This window comes from Streptomyces sp. NPDC043952 (assembly GCF_056435325.1).
In genome coordinates, this window is the sequence record NZ_JBWKES010000002.1 from 295,268 (window position 1) to 316,199 (window position 20,932).

General features: G+C 72.2%; 19 protein-coding genes and 2 pseudogenes. 13 read left to right on the forward strand and 8 right to left on the reverse strand.

All coding sequences use genetic code 11. The features are described 5' to 3' along the window. Positions 1 to 292 precede the first annotated feature (292 nt). Together AC069R_RS03220 and AC069R_RS03225 are read right to left on the reverse strand one after the other, a co-directional pair. The gene (locus AC069R_RS03220; protein WP_478764044.1) at positions 293 to 1,246 is read right to left on the reverse strand and encodes an aldo/keto reductase; all 954 of its coding nucleotides are present in this window, start codon (positions 1,244 to 1,246) and stop codon (positions 293 to 295) included. 50 nt (positions 1,247 to 1,296) lie between these two features. Next, a complete protein-coding gene (locus AC069R_RS03225) occupies positions 1,297 to 2,199 on the reverse strand; it encodes a helix-turn-helix domain-containing protein (RefSeq protein ID WP_478764046.1) in 903 nt (300 codons plus the stop codon). A 146-nt stretch (positions 2,200 to 2,345) separates the two neighbouring features. Here AC069R_RS03225 and tkt point away from each other — a divergent pair, with 146 nt between their 5' ends. The 8 genes from tkt to AC069R_RS03265 all read left to right on the forward strand — a co-directional run bounded on the left by tkt (position 2,346) and on the right by AC069R_RS03265 (position 12,032). Further along, positions 2,346 to 4,421: a transketolase gene (tkt, locus tag AC069R_RS03230; RefSeq protein ID WP_478764047.1), complete on the forward strand. Its 2,076-nt coding sequence runs from the start codon at positions 2,346 to 2,348 to the stop codon at positions 4,419 to 4,421. Positions 4,422 to 4,440: 19 nt separating this feature from the next. Beyond that, complete coding sequence (gene tal / locus AC069R_RS03235; RefSeq protein WP_478764048.1) at positions 4,441 to 5,586, forward strand: transaldolase; 1,146 nt, start codon at positions 4,441 to 4,443, stop codon at positions 5,584 to 5,586. Continuing rightward, positions 5,583 to 7,169, forward strand: a complete 1,587-nt coding sequence (gene zwf, locus AC069R_RS03240; protein ID WP_397983022.1) for a glucose-6-phosphate dehydrogenase — start codon at positions 5,583 to 5,585, stop codon at positions 7,167 to 7,169. Before tal ends, zwf begins: the two co-directional genes overlap by 4 nt. Then, positions 7,166 to 8,092, forward strand: a complete 927-nt coding sequence (opcA, locus tag AC069R_RS03245; RefSeq protein ID WP_478764050.1) for a glucose-6-phosphate dehydrogenase assembly protein OpcA — start codon at positions 7,166 to 7,168, stop codon at positions 8,090 to 8,092. The genes zwf and opcA overlap by 4 nt, the downstream gene beginning before the upstream one ends. Before the next feature lies 1 nt (position 8,093). Beyond that, positions 8,094 to 9,749 carry a glucose-6-phosphate isomerase gene (gene pgi, locus AC069R_RS03250; RefSeq protein ID WP_478764051.1) on the forward strand — a complete coding sequence of 552 codons (1,656 nt, stop codon included), beginning with the start codon at positions 8,094 to 8,096 and terminating at the stop codon, positions 9,747 to 9,749. A 2-nt stretch (positions 9,750 to 9,751) separates the two neighbouring features. Further along, entirely contained in the window at positions 9,752 to 10,630 is an 879-nt protein-coding gene (gnd, locus tag AC069R_RS03255) for a phosphogluconate dehydrogenase (NAD(+)-dependent, decarboxylating) (RefSeq protein ID WP_471068618.1), read from the forward strand. Positions 10,631 to 10,632: 2 nt separating this feature from the next. Next, a complete protein-coding gene (locus AC069R_RS03260; RefSeq protein ID WP_478764052.1) occupies positions 10,633 to 11,226 on the forward strand; it encodes a histidine phosphatase family protein in 594 nt (197 codons plus the stop codon). 131 nt (positions 11,227 to 11,357) lie between these two features. After that, positions 11,358 to 12,032, forward strand: a complete 675-nt coding sequence (locus AC069R_RS03265) for a TetR/AcrR family transcriptional regulator (RefSeq protein WP_478764053.1) — start codon at positions 11,358 to 11,360, stop codon at positions 12,030 to 12,032. Positions 12,033 to 12,045: 13 nt separating this feature from the next. Here AC069R_RS03265 and AC069R_RS03270 read toward each other — a convergent pair whose 3' ends face one another. Next, a complete protein-coding gene (locus tag AC069R_RS03270; protein WP_478764055.1) occupies positions 12,046 to 12,642 on the reverse strand; it encodes a TetR/AcrR family transcriptional regulator in 597 nt (198 codons plus the stop codon). Positions 12,643 to 12,734: 92 nt separating this feature from the next. Between AC069R_RS03270 and AC069R_RS03275 the strand changes: the two are divergent. After that, positions 12,735 to 13,634: pseudogene (locus AC069R_RS03275) on the forward strand (NAD(P)-dependent oxidoreductase); the annotation flags it as partial. A gap of 898 nt (positions 13,635 to 14,532) precedes the next feature. On the opposite strand, the gene AC069R_RS03280 reads toward AC069R_RS03275, so the two are convergent. Beyond that, positions 14,533 to 14,967: a winged helix-turn-helix transcriptional regulator gene (locus AC069R_RS03280; protein WP_478764057.1), complete on the reverse strand. Its 435-nt coding sequence runs from the start codon at positions 14,965 to 14,967 to the stop codon at positions 14,533 to 14,535. A 103-nt stretch (positions 14,968 to 15,070) separates the two neighbouring features. Here AC069R_RS03280 and AC069R_RS03285 point away from each other — a divergent pair, with 103 nt between their 5' ends. After that, positions 15,071 to 15,922 (forward strand): alpha/beta fold hydrolase, encoded by an 852-nt coding sequence (locus AC069R_RS03285; protein WP_478764059.1) that lies wholly within the window; start codon positions 15,071 to 15,073, stop codon positions 15,920 to 15,922. A 36-nt stretch (positions 15,923 to 15,958) separates the two neighbouring features. On the opposite strand, the gene AC069R_RS03290 is transcribed toward AC069R_RS03285, so the two are convergent. Further along, a complete protein-coding gene (locus AC069R_RS03290) occupies positions 15,959 to 16,396 on the reverse strand; it encodes a PPOX class F420-dependent oxidoreductase (protein ID WP_478764061.1) in 438 nt (145 codons plus the stop codon). 110 nt (positions 16,397 to 16,506) lie between these two features. Between AC069R_RS03290 and AC069R_RS03295 the strand changes: the two genes are divergently transcribed. Further along, positions 16,507 to 17,088, forward strand: coding sequence for a TetR/AcrR family transcriptional regulator (locus tag AC069R_RS03295; protein WP_478764063.1), 582 nt, complete (start codon positions 16,507 to 16,509; stop codon positions 17,086 to 17,088). Continuing rightward, entirely contained in the window at positions 17,085 to 18,476 is a 1,392-nt protein-coding gene (locus tag AC069R_RS03300; RefSeq protein ID WP_478764065.1) for an MFS transporter, read from the forward strand. Before AC069R_RS03295 ends, AC069R_RS03300 begins: the two co-directional genes overlap by 4 nt. On the opposite strand, the gene AC069R_RS03305 is transcribed toward AC069R_RS03300, so the two are convergent. Both AC069R_RS03305 and AC069R_RS03310 read right to left on the reverse strand, forming a co-directional pair. After that, positions 18,445 to 19,092, reverse strand: a complete 648-nt coding sequence (locus tag AC069R_RS03305) for an alpha/beta hydrolase (RefSeq protein ID WP_478764067.1) — start codon at positions 19,090 to 19,092, stop codon at positions 18,445 to 18,447. The genes AC069R_RS03300 and AC069R_RS03305 overlap by 32 nt on opposite strands. A gap of 52 nt (positions 19,093 to 19,144) precedes the next feature. After that, positions 19,145 to 19,363, reverse strand: a complete 219-nt coding sequence (locus AC069R_RS03310; protein WP_478764069.1) for a hypothetical protein — start codon at positions 19,361 to 19,363, stop codon at positions 19,145 to 19,147. Here AC069R_RS03310 and AC069R_RS03315 point away from each other — a divergent pair. Continuing rightward, positions 19,353 to 20,096, forward strand: a pseudogene (locus AC069R_RS03315) (MmyB family transcriptional regulator); the annotation flags it as partial. The gene AC069R_RS03310 and the pseudogene AC069R_RS03315 sit on opposite strands and share 11 nt — an antisense overlap. Positions 20,097 to 20,214: 118 nt before the next feature. Here the strand turns inward: AC069R_RS03315 and AC069R_RS03320 are convergent. Further along, entirely contained in the window at positions 20,215 to 20,925 is a 711-nt protein-coding gene (locus AC069R_RS03320) for a YcnI family copper-binding membrane protein (RefSeq protein WP_478764070.1), read from the reverse strand. Positions 20,926 to 20,932 lie beyond the last annotated feature (7 nt).

A 20,932-nucleotide genomic window follows, 5' to 3' on the forward strand; every position in this document is an offset into this window, starting at 1 on the left:
GGGGGGTTTGTTCCCCCCGGGTCGGGTGTTCCCCGCCCCCCCCCCCCCCCCCCCCCCCCCTCCCCCCCCCCCCCGGCCCCCCCCCCCCCCCCCCCCCCCCCCCACCTTCGGCAGGTGAACTCACCCACCACGTACGGTCTTTCACCGTTTCAAGCCTTGACGGCCGAGGACTCCGGGAGCACATTGGCCCCACCCTGAGAGCGCTCTCATCGGGCCACCGCATCCCCGCTCCCCGAGAGGGTCTGCCGGTGCCGAGAGGCGCGGGAGGTGTCCGACCTGGCGAGGACCCCGGCTACCGCGCCTCGGCGAAGCGCGCCATCTGCTCATCGGTCAGCCGCAGTTGGCGGGCCGCGAGCGCCTCCTCGATCTGTTCCACCCGGCTCGCGCCGACGATGGGATCGATCCCCTGCCGCATCAGCCAGGCGAGGACGACCTGGTTCCGGGTGGCCGCCAGTTCGCCGGCGACGGCGTCCAGCACCGCGAGGACCCGCTCGGTACCGGGGTGATCGTAGGTGCCCGGCAGCGGCTTGTCCGGGCGCGCGTACGAGCCCCACAGCAGCGAGCTGTACGACCACACGGCGAGCCCCTCCGACGCCGCGAGGTCCAGGTCCTCGGCGGTGAGCATCCGGTGGCCGGCCTCCGCGACGGGGGTGAGCGGGCGCGGCTGGAGCAGCGAGTGCCGCAGTTGCAGGGCCGTCCACGGGGCCACCCGCAGCTCCCGCGCGAGACTCCGGGCGCGCTCGACGCGCCAGGCGGCGTGGTTCGCGGCCCCGATCCGCAGCGCCACTCCCCTGTCCACCAGTTCGCCGAAGGCCCCGACCGTCTCCGCAAGCGGCACGGCCCGGTCCTCGGCATGCGCCCAGAGCAGGTCGACGTGCTCGACGCCCAGGCGGCGCAGGCTGCCTTCGACGCCCGCGCGGACGGCGGGGGCGGAGAGCCCTTCCGCGCTCTGCGGCCAGGCGCCCGGCACCAGCGGGTTCTGCCGGACCTTCGTGGCGATCCGCACCGCCTCGCGCGCCCCTGGACGGGCCCGCAGCCAGGCGCCGATGACCCGTTCGCTGGCTCCGCCGGCTCCCTCGGGGTCGGCCCAGAAGGAGTAGCAGTTCGCGGTGTCGAGCCAGCGACCGCCGCCGGCGACGAAGGCGTCGAGGACCGCGAAGGCCCGCTCGGGCTCCACGCGGGTACCGAAGTCCATGGTGCCCAGGACGACGTGGGGATGGGTGGTGTGCACCCGGCCGGTGTTCATGCGGCCCATGCTCGGACCTGGAGCGCGCTCCAGGTCAAGAGCCGTGGCGGCTACCGCAGTTCGGCGCGGAAGGCCGCCGGCGTTCTCCCGGTGTGCAGTTGGAAGAACTTGGAGAAGTTCGCCGCGTCCGGGAAGCCGACGGCCGCGCCGACCCGGCCGATGGGCAGCTCGGTGTGGGCGAGGAGGCGCTTGGCCTCCAGGACGACGCGTTTGTCGATGAACCCCTTGGGCGTCTCGCCGGTGGCCGCGCGCACGGCCCGCACCAGGGTGCGGCGGGAGTAACCGAGGGCGTCCGCGTAGGCGCTGACGCTGTGGTTGGTGGCGAAGCCCTGCTCGACCGCGTCCCGGAACAGCGTGAAGGTGTTGTCCGCCTGCTGCCGTGAGCCGGGCGCGGAGCTGGCGGCGAGATGGGCGAGGCGCAGCAGGAACGCGGTCAGGTCGTGCCGCAGGACGGCCGTGTGCAGGCTGGGCGGGAGGGTCGTCGTGTCCTCGTACTCGCGGCGCAGCTGCTCCAGGGCCGCCCGCAGCGCTTCGAGCTGGGCCGCGTCGGGGTGCAGCAGCGGCGGCAGGTCGTAGCGGTACAGGCCGGTGGCCTCGACGGTGGCGCGGGGCAGGAAGCCGGGTTGCATGGTCAGCACGGTTCCGCGGTACACGCACTCGCGGGAGAAGCGGTGGACCTGTCCGGGTCGTATCCACAGCAGGTCGCCGGCCGCGGCCTCGTACTCGGTGAAGTCGACCATGTGGCGGACGGGGCCCTCGGTGAACAGCAGGACGACGTGGAAGTCGATGCGGTGGACGCGGTCCAGCGGGATGTCGGTCCGCCAGGAGCGGTCGGTCCCCATCCGGCCGATCCGCATGCCGACACCGCCGACGGCCAGCTCGGTCGGGAAGGGGAGGGTTCTGATGCCGTCATCGGCCGCCGTGCCGTCCTCTTGGCGCGTTGTGTCAGCCATGTCCGTTTCGTGCCGTCCCTGCTCCGCGATCACTGTCCCAGATTCACCACAGGGTGACACATCCCGCCCTTCCGTCGAAAAAGTCAGACTTTTAAGTTTGAACGCGTCCGGCCAGCCCTTCCGTACTGAACGAGGACTTCTTGAAGATGAGCACGCACACTTCCGGTGGCTTCGAGTGGACCGATCTCGACCGGCGGGCCGTGGACACCGCCCGGCTGCTGGCGGCCGACGCGGTGCAGAAGGTGGGCAACGGCCATCCGGGCACCGCGATGAGCCTGGCGCCTGCCGCGTACACGATCTTTCAGAAGGTGATGCGTCACGACCCGGCGGACCCGGAGTGGACCGGCCGTGACCGGTTCGTCCTCTCCCCCGGCCACACCTCGCTGACCCTGTACACCCAGCTGTTCCTGGCCGGGTACGAGCTGGAGCTGGACGACCTGAAGGCGTTCCGCACCCACGGTTCGCGGACCCCCGGCCACCCGGAGTACGGGCACACCGCGGGCGTGGAGACCACCACCGGGCCGCTCGGCCAGGGCGTCGCCAACGCGGTGGGCATGGCGATGGCCGCCCGCTACGAGCGCGGCCTGTTCGACCCCGAGGCCCCCGCGGGCACCTCCCCCTTCGACCACACCGTCTGGGCGATCGTCTCCGACGGCGACCTGGAGGAGGGCGTCTGTGCCGAGGCGTCCTCGCTCGCCGGCCACCAGAAGCTCGGCAATCTGGTCTTCCTCTACGACGACAACCACATCTCCATCGAGGGCGACACCGCGACCGCGTTCTCCGAGGACGTGCTGAAGCGGTACGAGGCATACGGCTGGCACACCCAGCGCGTCGAGCCCACCGCCGACGGCGACGTGGACGTGCCCGCCCTGTACGCGGCCCTCGATGCGGCGCGCAGCGAGACCGGGCGGCCCTCGATCATCGCGATGCGCACGATCATCGCCTGGCCCGCCCCGAACGCCCGCAACACCGAGGCATCCCACGGCTCGGCGCTCGGCGCGGAGGAGGTCGCGGCCACCAAGCGCCTCCTCGGCTTCGACGCGGAGCGGTCCTTCCAGGTCGAGGACGAGGTCCTGAAGCACACCCGGCGGGCCCTGGACCGGGGCGCCGAGGCGCACGCGGCCTGGGACAAGCGGATCGCCGAGTGGCGCACCGCGGAGCCGGCGCGGGCCGCCCTGTTCGACCGGATCAGCCGGGGCGAGCTGCCCGCGGGCTGGGAGGACGCCCTGCCGGTGTTCGAGGAGGGCAAGTCGGTCGCCACCCGCGCCGCCTCCGGCAAGGTGCTCCAGTCGCTCGGCCCGGTGCTGCCGGAACTGTGGGGCGGCTCCGCCGACCTCGCCGGCTCCAACAACACCGACATCGACAAGTCCAGCTCGTTCCTCCCCGAGGGCAACCCGCTGCCGACCGCCGACCCCTATGGCCGTACCGTGCACTTCGGCATCCGCGAGTTCTCCATGGCGGCGGAGATGAACGGCATCGCCCTGCACGGCAACACCCGCGTCTACGGCGGCACCTTCCTGGTGTTCTCCGACTACATGCGCAACGCGGTGCGGATGTCCGCGCTGATGCAGCTGCCGGTGACGTACATCTGGACGCACGACTCCATCGGCCTCGGCGAGGACGGCCCGACCCATCAGCCGGTCGAGCACCTGGCCTCGCTGCGCGCCATTCCGGGCCTGAACGTCGTCCGCCCGGCGGACGCCAACGAGACCGTGATCGCCTGGGCCGAGATCCTGAAGAGGCACGCCACCAGCCCTGCCCCGCACGGGCTCGCGCTCACCCGCCAGGGCGTGCCGGTGTACGCGCCGAACGAGGACGCGGCCAAGGGCGGCTATGTGCTGCGCGAGTCCTCGACGGAGGTCCCGGAGGTGATCGTCATCGCGACCGGCTCCGAGGTGCAGCTCGCCGTGGCCGCGCGGGAGCGGCTGGAGGCCGAGGGCATCGGCACGCGGGTGGTCTCGATGCCGTCCGTGGAGTGGTTCGAGGAGCAGCCGCGCGCCTACCGCGAGCGGGTGCTGCCGCCTGCCGTGAAGGCGCGGGTGGCGGTGGAGGCCGGCATCGGGCTGACCTGGTACCGCTATGTGGGTGACGCGGGCCGGATCGTCTCCCTGGAGCACTTCGGCGCCTCCGCCGACGCGGGGACCCTGTTCACCGAGTTCGGCTTCACCCCCGAGAACGTCGCCGCGGCGGCCCGCGAATCGCTCGCCGCCGCGCGCGCCTGACACCGACACACAAGGAAAGATGATCACTGTGACCGAAGCAATCGCGACTCCGGGAGCCCTCAAGCGCCTTGCCGACGAGGGTGTGTCCATCTGGCTGGACGACCTGTCGCGGGGGCGGATCACCTCGGGCAGCCTCGCCGACCTGGTGGCGAGCGGCAGCGCCGTCGGTGTCACCACCAACCCGTCGATCTTCCAGGCGGCCATAGGCTCCGGCGAGGGGTACGAGGAGCAGCTCACCGAGCTGGCCGTGCGCGGCGTGACGGTCGACGAGGCCGTACGCATGATGACCACCGCCGATGTGCGGGACGCCGCCGACGTCCTCGACTCCGTGTACCGGGCGACGGACGGCCGCGACGGCCGGGTCTCCATCGAGGTCGACCCCCGGCTGGCCCACCGCACGGCGGCCACCATCGCCGAGGCCAAGCAGCTGTTCTGGCTGGTCGACCGCCCGAACGTGATGATCAAGATCCCGGCGACCAAGGCGGGCCTGCCGGCGATCACCGAGGTCGTCGGGCTCGGCATCAGCGTCAATGTGACCCTGATCTTCTCCCTGGAGCGCTACCGCGAGGTCATGGCCGCCTACCTGGCCGGCCTGGAGAAGGCCCGCGAGCGCGGCATCGACCTGTCCACCATCCACTCGGTGGCCTCGTTCTTCGTCTCCCGCGTGGACTCCGAGATCGACAAGCGGCTGACCGCGCTCGGCACCGACGAGGCCCTCGCCCTCAAGGGCCGCGCGGCCCTCGCCAACGCGCGGCTGGCCTACGAGGCGTACGAGGAGGTCTTCGCCTCGGACCGCTGGCTGGCGCTCGCCGGGGACAAGGCGAACAAGCAGCGTCCGCTGTGGGCGTCCACCGGTGTGAAGGATCCCGCGTACAAGGACACCCTGTATGTGGACGACCTCGTCGCGCCGGGCACGGTCAACACCATGCCGGAGGCCACCCTGCTCGCCGTCGCCGACCACGGCGAGATCACCGGCGACACGGTGACCGGCGGCTACGCGCAGGCCCGTGCCGACCTCGGCGCGATCGAGCGGCTCGGCATCTCCTACGACGAGGTCGTCCAGCAGCTGGAGGACGAAGGCGTCGCCAAGTTCGAGACGGCCTGGCAGGACCTGCTGGACGCGGTGGCGAAGTCCCTGGAGAGCAAGGGAGTTGACGCGCGATGACCGAGAAAGCGAGCCCCGCCCCGGCACCGGAGGAGGTCCGGGTGCCCATCGCCCCGGCCGCCGACTGGGTGAACCCGCTGCGGGACACCCGCGACCGGCGCCTGCCGCGCATCGCGGGTCCGTCGGGGCTGGTCATCTTCGGGGTGACCGGTGACCTGTCCCGCAAGAAGCTGATGCCGGCCGTGTACGACCTGGCCAACCGCGGTCTGCTGCCGCCGGGCTTCTCCCTGGTCGGCTTCGCCCGCCGCGAGTGGGAGGACCAGGACTTCGCGCAGGTCGTCCACGACTCGGTGCGCGAGCACTCGCGCACCCCGTTCCGCGAGGAGGTGTGGCAGCAGCTCGCCGAGGGCATGCGCTTCATCCCCGGCGACTTCGACGACGACACCGCGTTCAAGCAGCTCAAGGACGCCGTGGAGGAGCTGGACGCCTCCCGCGGCACCGGCGGCAACTTCGCGTTCTACCTCTCGGTGCCGCCGAAGTTCTTCCCGAAGGTCGTGCAGCAGCTGAAGAAGCACGGCCTGGCGAGCCCGCCCGAGGGCTCCTGGCGGCGCGCGGTCATCGAGAAGCCGTTCGGCCACGACCTGGCCAGCGCCCGCGAGCTGAACGCGATCGTGCACGACGTGTTCGAGCCGGACCAGGTGTTCCGCATCGACCACTACCTGGGCAAGGAGACGGTCCAGAACATCCTGGCGCTGCGCTTCGCCAACCAGATGTACGAGCCGATCTGGAACCGCAGTTACGTCGACCACGTCCAGATCACCATGGCCGAGGACATCGGCATCGGCGGCCGGGCCGGCTACTACGACGGCATCGGCGCCGCCCGTGACGTCATCCAGAACCACCTGCTCCAGCTGATGGCGCTCACCGCCATGGAGGAGCCCATCGCGTTCGACGCGGAGGCGCTGCTCACCGAGAAGCTGAAGGTGCTCAAGTCGGTGCGGCTCCCGGAGGACCTGGGCCGGCACACCGTGCGGGCCCAGTACGCGGGCGGCTGGCAGGGTGGCGAGAAGGTCGTCGGCTATCTGGAGGAGGACGGCATCGACCCCCAGTCGAAGACCGACACCTTCGCCGCGATCAAGATCGGCATCGACAACCGGCGCTGGGCGGGCGTCCCGTTCTACCTGCGCACCGGCAAGCGGCTCGGCCGCCGGGTGACGGAGATCGCGGTGGTGTTCAAGCGGGCCCCGCACTCCCCCTTCGACTCCACCGCCACCGAGGAGCTGGGCCAGAACGCGATCGTGATCCGCGTCCAGCCGGACGAGGGCATGACGGTCCGCTTCGGCTCCAAGGTGCCGGGCACCTCGATGGAGATCCGGGACGTGTCCATGGACTTCGCCTACGGCGAGTCGTTCACGGAGTCCAGCCCGGAGGCGTACGAGCGGCTCATCCTGGACGTGCTCCTGGGCGACGCCAACCTGTTCCCGCGTCACCAGGAAGTGGAAGAGTCCTGGAAGATCCTCGACCCGATCGAGCAGTACTGGGCGGCGCACGGCCGTCCGGCACAGTACGCGTCGGGCAGCTGGGGACCGCGGGAAGCCGACGAGATGCTCGCACGAGACGGACGGAGCTGGCGCAGGCCATGAAGATCGACCTGACCGACACCACGGCAAGCAAGATCAACAAGGCGCTGGTGCAGGGCCGCCGAGCGATCGGCACCCCGGCCGTGGGCATGGTCCTGACGATGGTCATCGTCACGGACGAGGAGAACGCCTACGACTCGATGCGGGCCGCCGAGGAGGCCTCGCACGAGCATCCCTCGCGCACCCTGGTCGTCATCAAGCGGCACCCGCGCACCCTGCGCGACCGCACCCACTCGCGCCTGGACGCCGAGGTCCGGGTCGGCTCGGAGGCCGGCACCGGCGAGACGGTGGTGCTGCGCACCTACGGCGACGTGTCCGACCACGCCGACTCGGTGGTGCTGCCGCTGCTGCTGCCGGACGCCCCGGTGGTCGTGTGGTGGCCGGTGGACGCGCCCGACAACCCGTCCAAGGACCCGCTCGGCGCGCTCGCCCAGCGCCGGATCACCGACCTGTACGCGGTGGAACGGCCGATGGAGGTTCTGGAGGCCCGCGCCCGCAACTACGCGCCCGGCGACACCGACCTCGCCTGGACCCGGCTGACTCTGTGGCGCTCGATGCTGGCCGCCGCGCTCGACCAGGCGCGGGCGAAGGTGACGTCGGCGGCCGTGGAGGCCGAGGCGGACAACCCGAGCGCCGAGCTGCTGGCCCGCTGGCTTCAGGCGCGGCTCGGGGTGAGCGTGGACCGGGTGGTCACCGAAGGTCCGGTGGTCACGGCCGTACGGCTGGGTACCCGCGACGGCGAGATCGTCGTGGACCGCCCCGAGGGCCCGCTCGCGACGCTCACCCTGCCGGGCCAGCCGCCGCGCACCCTCGCCCTGAAGGTCCGCCCCACCTCCGAACTCATCGCCGAGGAGCTGCGCCGCCTCGACGCCGACGAGATGTACGCCGTCGCCCTGCGGGGCGAGGCCGCCAAGGAGAACGCCTGAGATGGCCGACGTCCATTATCCCAGCCTCACCCGCCGGCCGGAGTGGACGGCGCTCGCCGACCACCGCGCCGAGGGGCCGCTGCACCTGCGCGAGCTGTTCGCGTCGGATCCGGGCCGCGCCGAGCGGTACGTGGTCCGGGCCGGTGATCTGTACATCGACTACAGCAAGCACCTGATCACGGACGAGACCCTGGCCCTGCTGCGGGAACTCGCCGCCGCCACCGATGTGTTCGGGCTGCGGGACGCCATGTTCCGCGGCGATAAGATCAACGTCACGGAGAACCGGGCGGTGCTGCACACCGCGCTGCGCGCGCCGCGGGACGCGGTGATCGAGGTGGACGGCGAGAACGTGGTGCCCAAGGTGCACGCCGTCCTCGACAAGATGAGCGACTTCGCGCAGCGGGTGCGCTCGGGCGCCTGGACCGGGCACACCGGCAAGCGGATCCGCAACGTGGTCAACATCGGCATCGGCGGCTCCGACCTCGGGCCCGCGATGGCGTACGAGGCGCTGCGCAGCTTCGCCGACCGCGACCTGACCGTCCGCTTCGTGTCGAACGTGGACGGCGCCGACCTGCACGAGGCCACCCGCGACCTGGACCCGGCCGAGACGCTGTTCATCATCGCCTCCAAGACCTTCACCACCATCGAGACGATTACCAACGCCACCTCCGCGCGCACCTGGCTGCTGACCGCGCTCGGCGACGATGCCGCGGTCGCCCGGCACTTCGTGGCGCTGTCCACCAACGCGGGCAAGGTGACCGAGTTCGGCATCGACCCGGACAACATGTTCGAGTTCTGGGACTGGGTCGGCGGTCGCTACTCGTACGACTCCGCGATCGGTCTCTCCCTGATGATCGCCATCGGCCCGGACCGGTTCCGGGAGATGCTGGAGGGGTTCCGGCTGATGGACGAGCACTTCCGCACCGCGCCCGCCGAGGCCAACGCCCCGCTGCTGCTGGGCCTGCTGGGCATCTGGTACGGCAACTTCCACGACGCCCAGTCGCACGCCGTACTGCCGTACAGCCACTACCTGTCCAAGTTCACCGCGTACCTCCAGCAGCTCGACATGGAGTCCAACGGAAAGTCGGTGGACCGGCACGGGCGCCGGGTGGAGTGGCAGACGGGTCCCGTGGTCTGGGGCACGCCGGGCACCAACGGGCAGCACGCGTACTACCAGTTGATCCACCAGGGCACCAAGCTGATTCCGGCCGACTTCATCGGCTTCGCCGAGCCGGTGGCCGAGCTGAGCGGTGAACTCAAGGCGCAGCACGACCTGTTGATGGCCAACTTCTTCGCCCAGACCCAGGCGCTGGCCTTCGGCAAGAGTGCCGAGGAGGTCCGTGCGGAGGGTGTGCCCGAGGAGCTGGTGCCGCACAAGACCTTCCAGGGCAACCGGCCCACCACCACCGTCCTGGCGAGGGCACTCACCCCGTCCGTGCTGGGCCAGCTGATCGCGCTGTACGAGCACAAGGTGTTCGTGCAGGGCGCGGTGTGGGACATCGACTCCTTCGACCAGTGGGGCGTGGAACTGGGCAAGGTCCTCGCCAAGCGCGTGGAGCCCGCCCTCACCGAAGGCGCCGAGGTGCCCGGCCTCGACCCCTCCACCACGGCCCTCGTCGCCGCCTACCGCACTCTCAAGAACGCATCGGAGAACTGATCATGCAGCTCGGTCTCATCGGTCTCGGCAAGATGGGCGGCAACATGCGCGAGCGGATCCGCCGCGCCGGCCACACCGTCATCGGCTACGACCGCAACCCTGAGGTCTCCGACGTCAAGAGCCTCGCCGAACTGGTCGAGAAGCTGGACGCGCCCCGCCATGTGTGGGTGATGGTCCCGGCCGGCACCGCCACCCAGACCGTCGTGGACGAGCTGGGCGACCTGCTGGAGCCCGGCGACACGGTGATCGACGGCGGCAACTCCCGCTGGACGGACGACGAGAAGCACGCCGCGGCGCTCGGCATCAAGGGCATCGGCTTCGTGGACGCCGGCGTCTCCGGCGGTGTGTGGGGCCTGCAGAACGGCTACGCGCTCATGGTCGGCGGCGAGAAGGAGAACGTGGACCGGCTCCAGCCGATCTTCGACGCGCTCAAGCCGGAGGGCCCGTACGGCTATGTGCACGCGGGCCGGGTCGGCGCCGGGCACTTCTCCAAGATGGTCCACAACGGCATCGAGTACGCGATGATGCAGGCGTACGCCGAGGGCTGGGAGCTGCTGGAGAAGGTGCACTCCGTGGAGAACGTCCGCGAGGTGTTCCGCTCCTGGCAGGAGGGCACGGTCATCCGCTCCTGGCTGCTCGACCTCGCGGTCAACGCGCTGGACGAGGACGAGCACCTGGAGAAGCTGCGCGGCTACGCGGAGGACTCCGGCGAGGGCCGCTGGACCGTCGAGGCGGCCATCGACAACGCGGTGCCGCTCCCGGCGATCACCGCCTCGCTGTTCGCCCGGTTCGCCTCCCGGCAGGACGACTCGCCGCAGATGAAGATGATCGCGGCGCTGCGCAACCAGTTCGGCGGCCACGCGGTCGAGAAGAAGGGCTGACCGTGGCGGACCTTCTGCTGGTCCGCCACGGGGAGACGGAGTGGAGCAGGTCGGGACAGCACACCAGCTACACCGACCTGCCCCTGACCGACCACGGCGAGGAACAGGCCAAGTCCCTCGCCCCGCTCCTGTCCGGCCGGACCTACTCGCTCGTGCTGAGCAGCCCGCTCGGCCGCGCCCAGCGCACCGCCGCCCTCGCGGGCCTGACCGGCGTCGAGCCCGAACCCGCCCTGCGGGAATGGGATTACGGCGGCTACGAGGGCATCACCACCGCCGACATCCACCGCACCCGCCCCGGTTGGGACCTGTGGACCGACGGGGTGGTGCCGGGGCCCGAGGGGCATCCGGGCGAGTCGCCCGCCGAGGTCGGCGCCCGTGCCGACCGGGTGCTGGCCCGCGTGGAGAGCGCGCTCGCCGGGGACGGCGGCGATGTGGTGCTCGTCGCCCACGCCCACGTCCTGCGGGTCCTGACGGCCCGCCGGCTGGGCCTCGCGCCCGCACAGGGCCGGCTGTTCCAGCTGGCCACCGGCACCGTCAGCCGGCTGTCCACCGAGCACGGGCACCCCGTGATCGCCGAGTGGAACCGGCGGCCGTAGCACCGCACGCACCGTGGTCCGGGTCACCCCGTGTGACCCGGACCACGGCATTCGCGCTGTCATGTTCGCGTCTTAGAATCGGGGCACCGAGCGCACCACCGCGGCGGACCGAGGCCCTGAGGAAACCCCCGATGACCAGCGTCGAAGAACCGGTACGACCCGGCGGGCGGGTGCGGGACGCCGCGCGCACCAGGGCCGAGATCCTCGACGTGGCCACCCGCGAGTTCGCGCGGGCCGGTTACGAGGGCGCGCGGGTGGAGGAGATAGCCGCCCGCACCCGCACCACCAAGCGGATGATCTACTACTACTTCGGCGGCAAGGAGCAGTTGTTCACCGCCGTCCTCGAACGGGCCTACGGCGCCCTGCGCGACGCCGGGCGCCGGCTGGACGTCGCCCACCTCGACCCGGTCGCGGCGGTCCGGCACCTGGCCGAGACGGTCTTCGACCACCACGAGCAACACCCGGACTACGTCCGTCTGTTGAGCACCGGGAACATCCAGGGGGCGGAACACGTCAGGGCCTTACGGAGACTCGGCGCGACCGGCTCCCCCGCGCTCGACGCGCTGCGGGAGATCCTCGCCGCCGGGCAGGGCGCTGGGGTGTTCAGGACGGACGTGGACGCGGTCGACGTGCACGCGGTGATCAGCTCGTTCTGCTTCTTCCGGACGGTCGGCCGGCGTACGTTCGGCGCGCTGTTCGGGCGGGACCTGACCGATCCGGAGCGGCGGGGGCACTACCGCAGGATGGCCGGGGACATGGTGATCGCGTACCTCACGGCCGGCGGGACGGGACCGGTCGGCCGCTGACGGCCGGACCGGCTCACTCGGGCCGGGTGACGGCGGCGTCGAGCAGCGGGCCCAGTTCGCGCACCACCGTGGTCAGCGGCCGTACGTCCCGCTCGGCCCGTGCCATCAGGATCGCGCCCTCCAGGGTGCTGATCATCAGCGTGGCCAGGGCCGCGGAGCGGTCCGCCGGTACGCCCAGGGCGGTGAGGGCCCCGGCGAGCGGGGTCCGCCAGGCGGTGAAGGCGGCGGCCACGGCGGTGCGGGTCGCCTCGTCGGAGGCGGCGCGATCGACGGTGGCGGCGGCGACCGGGCAGCCCGCGGCGAAGCCGTCCCGGTCGTACTCGTCCGTCCACTGCGCGGCCATCGCCGCGAACAGGGCGCTCGGCACCGGCTCGGGCAGCTGCTCGACGAAGCGGGCGATCCGTTTGCCGGCGTACCGTCCGGCCCAGGCGACGGCCTCCGTGACCAGTTGTTCCTTGCCGCCTGGGAAGTAGTGCTGGAGGGAGCCGCGCGGGGCCCCGGCGTGCGCGGCGACCTCGCGCATGCCGGTCGCGGTCACCCCGTCGCGCCGGATGAGCTGGGCCGCGCTGAACACCATCCGCTCGCGCGGGCCGCGCTCCCGCTCGCCCATGTCCCGCCTCCGTGTCTCTCTGATGTCCCCCCGGACAACTCTATGACCGGCGTCATAACGCCCGCTACTATGACGACTGTCATAATCGGTCGGCACAGCGAAGGACGGCTCCCGTGCGCGTCGGATTCATCGGTCTCGGAGTGATGGGCGGGCCGATGGCCCTGCGCCTGGCGGCCGCCGGCACACCGCTGGTGGTCTGGAACCGCACCCCGCACCGCACCGAACCGCTGCGCGCGGCCGGTGCCGAGGTCGCCGCGGACGCCGCCGGGGTGTTCGCGCGGGCCGAGGTGGTGCTGCTGATGCTCGCCGACGAGCCGGCCCTGGACGCGGTCCTCGGCCGCGGCACCCCGGAGCTGGCCGCGCGGGTCGCGGGACGGACCGTGGTGCACATGGGCACGACGTCCCCCGAGTACTCGCGCGCCCTGGAGGCCGACATCCGTGCCGCCGGCGGGGGCTATGTCGAGGCGCCGGTGTCCGGATCGCGGGTCCCCGCGGAACAGGGGCGGCTGGTGGCCATGCTCGCGGGCGAACAGGCCGCCGTGGACGTGGTACGGCCGCTGCTCGCGCCGCTGTGCGGCGAGGCGTTCGGGTGCGGGGCGGTGCCCGGCGCGCTGCTGATGAAGCTGTCGGTCAACCTGTTCCTGATCACTCTGGTGACCGGGCTGGCCGAGGCGTTCCACTTCGCCGAGCGGCAGGGCCTGGACCCCCGCCTGTTCCTGGACGTCCTCGACGCGGGTCCGATGGCCAGCCCGGTCTCCCGGATGAAGGCGCCCAAGCTGCGCGAGCGGGACTTCGCGGTGCAGGCGGCCGCGCTCGACGTCCTGAAGAACAACCGGCTCGTCGCCGAGTCCGCCCGCACGGCCCGCCTGGCCTCCCCGCTCCTCGACGTCTGCCACGCCCTCTTCCAGGAGACGGTGGCGCAGGGGCACGGCGGAGAGGACATGATCGCCGTACTCAGGGCGATCGAGGCACGGACGGAGAGCGCGGCCTAGGCGGTACCACGAGCGTCTTCTCGCTGGTCGATCACCAAGCTCAACTTCCGCTCAGAACACTCACCTTTCCTTGACGATCTCTCGCTGACCCCACGATTGTTGTGCACATGCCGCTCACCCCTACATCGCCCACTCGTGAGTTGAGGACGGTCTGATGAAGCCTCTTTTGCCGGCTGTCGGCTTGTCGGCTCTGGCGCTCCTCACGGCCTGTTCCGGTGGGGGCCACCCTCAAGACACCGCGACTCACGGTGCGTCGAGGGCGACGGGTGCGGCACCGGCTCCGGCACAGACCCCGACGTCGCCGGACCGTCTTCCCGATCCGGTCCAGTCCCCGGTCCCTGTCGGGTCGAAGACCCTCTACACGGGGTCGGGGCACGGTGCGGGCGGTGTCGCGCTTCCCGCGTCAGCGGGGAAAGCCTCGTCTATCAAGGTGATGTGGACATGCGCCGGCCCCTCCAGGTTCAGCATCACGGCCGCCGGAGGAACCCTCGCCGGTTCCCAGTGTGGTGACGGGAGCGGGGTGTTCACCGCCGCGGTACCGCACGCCAACCTGCGTGACCTGGCGTGGAAGTTCGCAGCGGCCAATTCGGTGATCTGGCGCATCGTCGTCGTACAGCCGCCCGGGAACTGATGCCAACGCCGTGTAGTTCGCGGTTGGGCACGTCGCCAAGGGCCTGCGAACACCGCGGGAATCGTGTCCCCGCCTTGCAGGAGAAGCCGCAGGGCCGCTCAGGCGTAGGTCTGCGCAGGTACGCGCCGAGTTATCTTGTTCGCGACGACCCGGTCCTCGTTCCTCAAGCCCCCTTTTGATGGCGGGGCGCTGGTGGGCCCCACGATCGTGGGGCCCAGCGACCACGATGCGGCCGGCCTCGTCGCGGCCATCAGCGAGTGGCCGTGATCAACGCACCCGATCCGTGCCCTCGTCGGGGGCCGACTCGTCGGTGAGTCGGTTGTTGCGGTCGATCTCCGGCATGTGTGTCTCGGCCCAGACCCGCAGGGCGGAGAGCGGTTCTTCGAGGGACAGGCCCAGCCCGGTGAGCCGGTAGTGGACGGCGGGCGGCACGGTGGGTTCCACCCGGCGCGCGACCAGACCGTCGCGGACCAGGCTCCGCAGGGTGACGGACAGCATCTTCTGCGAGATGCCGGGGATACGGCGCCGCAGTTCCGCGAAACGGAGTTCATCCGGAGCCTCCTCGGCCAGCACCTTGACCGCCATCGACGTCCACTTGGTGCCGATACGGTCGAGCAACTGACGGGTCGGGCAGCGCGGATCCAGCAGATCGCCCCGCTCACCGGGCCGCCGACCGGGCTCGCCGCGCCTCGATGTGGTCACTCCGGGCTCACCACCTGAAGGGAAAGTGCCGTCTTGGACGGACCAGAGTAGTTCCCTAGCGTGACCTGGTCACCATTCCTCACCACACTTCTGGAGCCTCTCCATGCCCGAACTGCGGCGCGTCCCCGTCAACGGTGTCGAACTGAACGTCGCGCTCGCCGGATCGGGCCCGGCCGTACTGCTGCTGCACGGCTTCCCGCACACCTGGGAGCTGTGGACGGACGTCATGGCCGACCTCTCCGGCCGCTACCGCGTCATCGCGCCGGACCTGCGCGGGTTCGGCGCGAGCAGCCCGGCCGCCGGCGGGTACGACGCGGGCACCCTGGCCGAGGACGCCGCCGCGCTTCTCACCACGCTCGGTGTGTCCTCGGCCGCGGTGGCGGGCATCGACGCGGGTGCCGCGCCGGCCTTCCTCCTCGCCCTGCGCCGCCCCGGTCTCGTCCGGCGCCTGGTCGTCATGGAGTCCCTTCTGGGCGGGCTGCCCGGCGCCGGGGAATTCCTCGCCGACGGGCCGCCATGGTGGTTCGGCTTCCATTCCGCCGCGCCCGGCCTCGCCGAAACCGTGCTGGAGGGCCACGAGGCCGCCTACGTCGACTGGTTCCTGCACGCCGGCACACTCGGCGACGGGGTGCGCCCCGCCCTCCGGGACGCCTTCGTCCGCGCGTACACCGGCCGCCCGGCGCTGAGCCGCGCGTTCTCGTACTACCGGGCGCTGCCCGAGAGCGCCGTACAGATCGAGCGGGCGGTCGCCACCGCCCGCCTGACGGTGCCGACGCTGGCATTGGGCGCCCGGCCCGTCGGTGCCGCGCTGGAACGCCAGCTCCGCCCGATCACCGACCGTCTCACCGGACACGTCATCGAAGACTGCGGCCACATCATCCCGCTGCACCGCCCGCGCGCCCTGCTCACGCTGCTGCATCCCTTCCTGGCCGGTGAGGACACGAAAGCAGCGTGAGCAGGGGCCGACTTTCGATACGGGCCCCGGTCCGCCTCAGCGCTTGGGGATGCCGTACACCCGTGCGACGTGCAGCCGGACGACCAGCCGGCGGTCGCGGACCATCGCGGCGCGGTACTCGTCCCAGTCCGGGTGCTCGCCGAGCACCGCGCGGTAGAGCCGGATCAGCTCCTCCACGGTCTCGTCGTGGGGGTCCCGCGCGACCGGGGACAGCTCGGCCATGCCCTCCGCGACGGTGTACGCCCAGCGGTCGTCGCTGGTGACGTGGTACGAGGCGCGGGGATCGCGGCGCAGATTGCGGGTCTTGGCGCGGTCGTCGGTGACGGAGATGCGGATGATCCGCTCGTCCGGGTCGTAGGCGTGGCTGACGTTGGACAGCTGGGGGCGGCCGTCGCGGCGGAGGGTGACGAGTACGCCGCCGTGTCCTTCGGAGAGCAGCGGGAGGAGCGCGTCCTGCGTGGAGTCCTGGGTCATGCAGGGGTCAACCGCGCGCGGTCCGGACCGCATTCCCCGGCCGTCCGCCATCCGAGGGCGCCGGACAGCGGCAGCAGACAGTGTCTACGGCGCTCTGGTAGACACTGTCTATGGCCGAGTCGGACAAAAGTCTGCGCGAGCGTCTCGTGGACGCGGGCGCGCAGTTGCTGGCCGCCGAAGGGGTACAGGCGCTGACCTTGCGGGAGATCGCCCGGCGCGCGGGCGTCTCGCACGGGGCGCCGCGCCGCCACTTCCCCACCCATCGGGAACTGCTGTCGGCCATCGCCCGGCGGGGCTTCGGCGAACTGGCCGGGCGAGTGGAGACGACCCTCGCCGGGGCGCCCGGCGACGCCCGTGGACGGGTGGCCGCGCTGTCCCGCGCCTATCTGGACTTCGCGCTGGACAGTCCGGGGATGTACGAGCTGATGTTCCGTCACGATCTGCTGGAGAGCGGCCACTCGGGGCTGCGGGAACAGAGCCTGCCCCTGTTCGCGCTGTTCGCCCGGCTGGTCGGCGAGGTACGGCCGGACGCCGACGCCCGCCGGGTGACGGCCGCCCTGTGGGCCAACCTGCACGGACTGGCCCAGCTGTGGCGCTGGCGCAGCATCCAACTCGCCACGGACAGCGAAGACTTGAAACCGCTGCTCGACGCGGTACTGGACGCGCACCTCGGCGCGGGGGCCGGGCGGTGAGCCGGCGGCTGACGCTGGTGAGCAGCGTGGCGGGCGCGGCGATCGTCGCGCTGGACGGCACGGTCCTCACCGTCACGCAGCCCCGGCTGCAACACGACCTGGGTGCCACGTTCGCCGAGGTGCAGTGGACCAGTACCGCGTATCTCATCGCGGTGGCCGCCCTGTTGGTGTTCACGGGGCGCCTCGGTGACCGCTGCGGGCACCGGCGGATGTTCGGGCTCGGCATGCTGGGGTTCGGCGCGGCCTCGGCGGGCATCGCGCTCGCGCCCGGAGTCGGCTGGGTGATCGGACTGCGCGCGGTGCAGGGGGTGTTCGCGGCGCTGCTCCAGCCGGCCACGCTCGGCATGCTGCGGGGCGCGTACCCGGCGGACCGGCTGGCGCGGCCGCTCGCCACCCGCACGGCCGTGACCGGACTCGCCGCGGCCCTGGGCCCGTTGGCGGGCGGCGCGCTGGTGACCGGGCTGGGCTGGCGGTCGGTGTTCCTGGTCAATGTGGGACCCGCGCTCGCCCTCGGCCTGCCCGCCCTGCTCCGTCCGGACCGGCACCCGGACCGGCACCCGGACGGGCGCCCGGACGGAGGCCCGGCGGCGGTCCGTACCCCGCTGGACCTGCCGGGCGCGCTACTGCTCGCGGTGGCGCTCGGCTGTCTTACGCACGCGCTGGTCACCCGGCCGGTGTCCGGTGCGGCGATCGGCGCCGGCCTGCTCGCGGCCGCCCTCCTCGTCCGGCACGAACGGCGTGCGCCCGGCCCGCTGCTGCCCCCCGAGGTGATCGGCTCCAGGGTGGTCGGGGCGGCGCTCGGCATCCTGCTCGCCGCCTCCGCCACCCTGTCCGGCACCCTGTTCACCGTCACCTATGTGCTCCAACAGCGCCTGGGCCTCGACCCGTTCGACAGCGCCCTGCGCGCCCTGCCGCTCGCCGCGCTGATGGTCGGCTCCGCCACGCTGTGCCCCCTGGCGCTGCGCCGGTTCGGTACGCGCCGTACGACGGCCACCGCGATGGCGCTGCTCGCGCTCGGCGTCCTGGCGCTGTCGCGGGCCGCCGCCACGCCCGCGCTGCTCGCCGGGTTCGCCCTGCTGGGCTGCGGGTTCGGCACCGTGATGGTCGCGGCCGGGCACGCGATCGTACGGCGGGCCGAGCCGGCCGTCGCCGGGGTGGCGGGCGGCCTCCAGCAGACCGCGCTGAACATCGGACCCGCCGTGGGCGTGGCCCTCGCGGCGGCGCTGCACGACGCGGGCACCCCGGCCACGCTCGGGGCGCTGGCGGCGGTGGCGGGCCTCGGTGTGCCGGCGGCCCGCGCGCTGCCCGGTGCCGGAGGCGGCCCGGCCGTCGTACCGGCCCCACCTGCTCCGGCCGTCACCGCTCCCGCGCGGCGAGGTGCTCGGTGAAGAAGGGCGTGGCCTCGGCGACCGCGCGGTCGACGTACTTCGGGACGTCGTAGAAGTCGATGTGCGTGGCGCCCTCCACCACGACGAGCTTCTTGGGGCTCCGCACCCGGCCGTGCAGCTCGGTGGAGTGCCACAGGGAGCCCGCCTCGCTGCCGGCGACGATGAGGACCGGCTGGGTGAGCAGGTCCTCGACCAGGTGGAAGGCGTCGTAGCCGAGGATGCGGGCGATGCTGCGGGTGAACAGCTTCTTGTTCCGCGCGTTCGGGTGCCGGGCGCGGGCGGTCAGGTAGTAGTCGTGCGCCTCGGCCAGATCGCGCGGGGTGTTCTCGTCCGGCTCCCGGGGGACGTACGGGAGGTACGCCTGCTCGGCGCCCCGGGCCTCGGCGGTGCGCTGCGCGGCGGCCGCGTCGAGGGCCGGGACGGCGGCGGAGTCGGGCTCGGTGCCGTACCAGCCCTTGCGGTAGCCGCTGCCGATGTCGACGGCACTGACCGTGGCGACGGCCCGCACCCGGTGGTCGGTCATGGTGGCGCTGACCGCGTAGCCGCCGCCCGCACAGATACCGAGGACGCCGATGCGGTCGGGGTCCACGAAGCCGAGCGTCTGGAGGTGGTCCACGGCCGCGCGGACGTCCTCGACGCGGGCCGCCGGATCCTCCAGGAAGCGCGGCTCACCACCGCTCTCGCCCTGGTGGGAGGCGTCGTAGGAGCGTGACGAATCCCTGTTCGGCCAGCTTGGCCGCGTACAGCCCGGCCGTCTGCTCCTTGACGCCGCCGCCGGGGTGGACGATGACGAGCGCAGGGTGCCGGCTGCCGCGGTCGGGGTCCGGGGGCAGATGGAGATGGCCGGACATCGCGACCGGGCCGTTGGTGAAGGTGATGGCCTGCATCGGTGGGCTCCCTCGGTGTGGGGTCGGGGAACGCGCCGTGCCCGGATCACCCCCGGCCAGGTGGGGCTGCCGGCGGGGCCGCGCCGCCGGGTCACCGGGCTGCGCCGCGAGGAGGTCGCGGTGCCGGCGGGGGTGCGAGCCCCGAGTGCTACGTGCAGATCGAGCGCGGGGACGTGGCGGGGGTGTCCGAGGTGATCCTGCACGCGATCGCCCGCGCGCCCCGGCTGGACGAGACCGAGACCGCACACTTGTTCGACCTGGCGCGTGCCGCCGCCACGGCGAAGGCCGGCCAGGGCCGGGGGCGGCGCCGGGTGGCCGCCCGGCAGGCGCCCGTCCCCGTCCCGCCCGGCGTGCAAGCCCTGATGGACGCGCTGGTCGAGGCGCCCGCGGTGGTCCAGAAGCGGTGGTCCAGAACGGGCAGCTGGACATCCTCGGCGGCAACGCCCTGGGCCGCGCCCTGTGCGCCCCGGTCTTCGAACGGGCCGGCGACGCGCCGCCCAACCTGGCCCGGTTTCTCTTCCTGGACGAGCGGGCCGGGGAGACGTTCCCCGAGCGGGAGGGCGCGGCCGATGCCGCCGTCGCCCTCCTCCAGGTGGCGGCCGCGCGCTCGCCCTACTCCAGGGCGGTCACCGGCCTCGTCGGCGAACTGGCCACCCGCAGCACGGAGTTCCGCACCCGGTGGGCCGCGCACGACGTACGGGCCCACCGGCGCGGCAGCAAACGGTTCCGGCATCCCGCGGTCGGCGATCTCACGCTCGACTTCGAGGCCCTGGAGATCGCCGGCGGCGACGGAGCAGCGGGCGCCGGGCGCGCCAGGGGTGTCCGCCGCCGCCGAGCGGTAGCGGCGGCTGTTACGACCGCGCCGCCGACCTGCTCCGGACCAGCGCGAACGCGGCGGTGGCCAGGCCCAGGACGCCGACCACCAGGCCGGCGACACCGAGGTCGCGGGCGGTGGAGTCGCTCGCCTTCGCGGTGGTCGTACCGGCCGGCTTGGCCGGGGCGGCGGCGGGCGAGGCGTCGTCCGCGGTGAGCTTCAGCGCCGGGGCCGGGTTCTCCGGCTCGTCGTCGCCGGAGGCCGGCTGCTCGATCCACCGGACGACCTTGCCGTCCGAGTAGGTCTGGAGCGTCTTGAACGCCAACTGGTTGGTGTCCTCGGGCAGTTCACCGAAGGCGACGTTGAAGTCCTCGTACTGCCCCGGTTCGATCCTGCCCCCGGTGAAGGTGATCTCGGAGGCTGCCTCGGTGATGGTGCCGTCGTCGGTCTTGACCGGCGTCTTCAGCTTGGTGGTGGTCACCTTGGCGGTCCAGCCGTCCTCCGGGTGGACCAGGACGCCGAGGACGGGGTGGTCGGTGGGCAGGAATACCTGGACCTTGCTGGTGTAGGCGTGGTCCTCCTCGTTGGGCACGCGGAAGGTCAGCACGCCGTCGGTGGCGCCCTTGGCGTAGCTCTCCGGGTGGACGGTGACGTGCGCGGACGCGGCACCGGCGGCGAGCAGGACCGAGGCGGCCGTGAGGGCGGTGACGGCGCCGGCGCGGCGCAGGGCGATGCGTGATGCGGACATGGTGAGT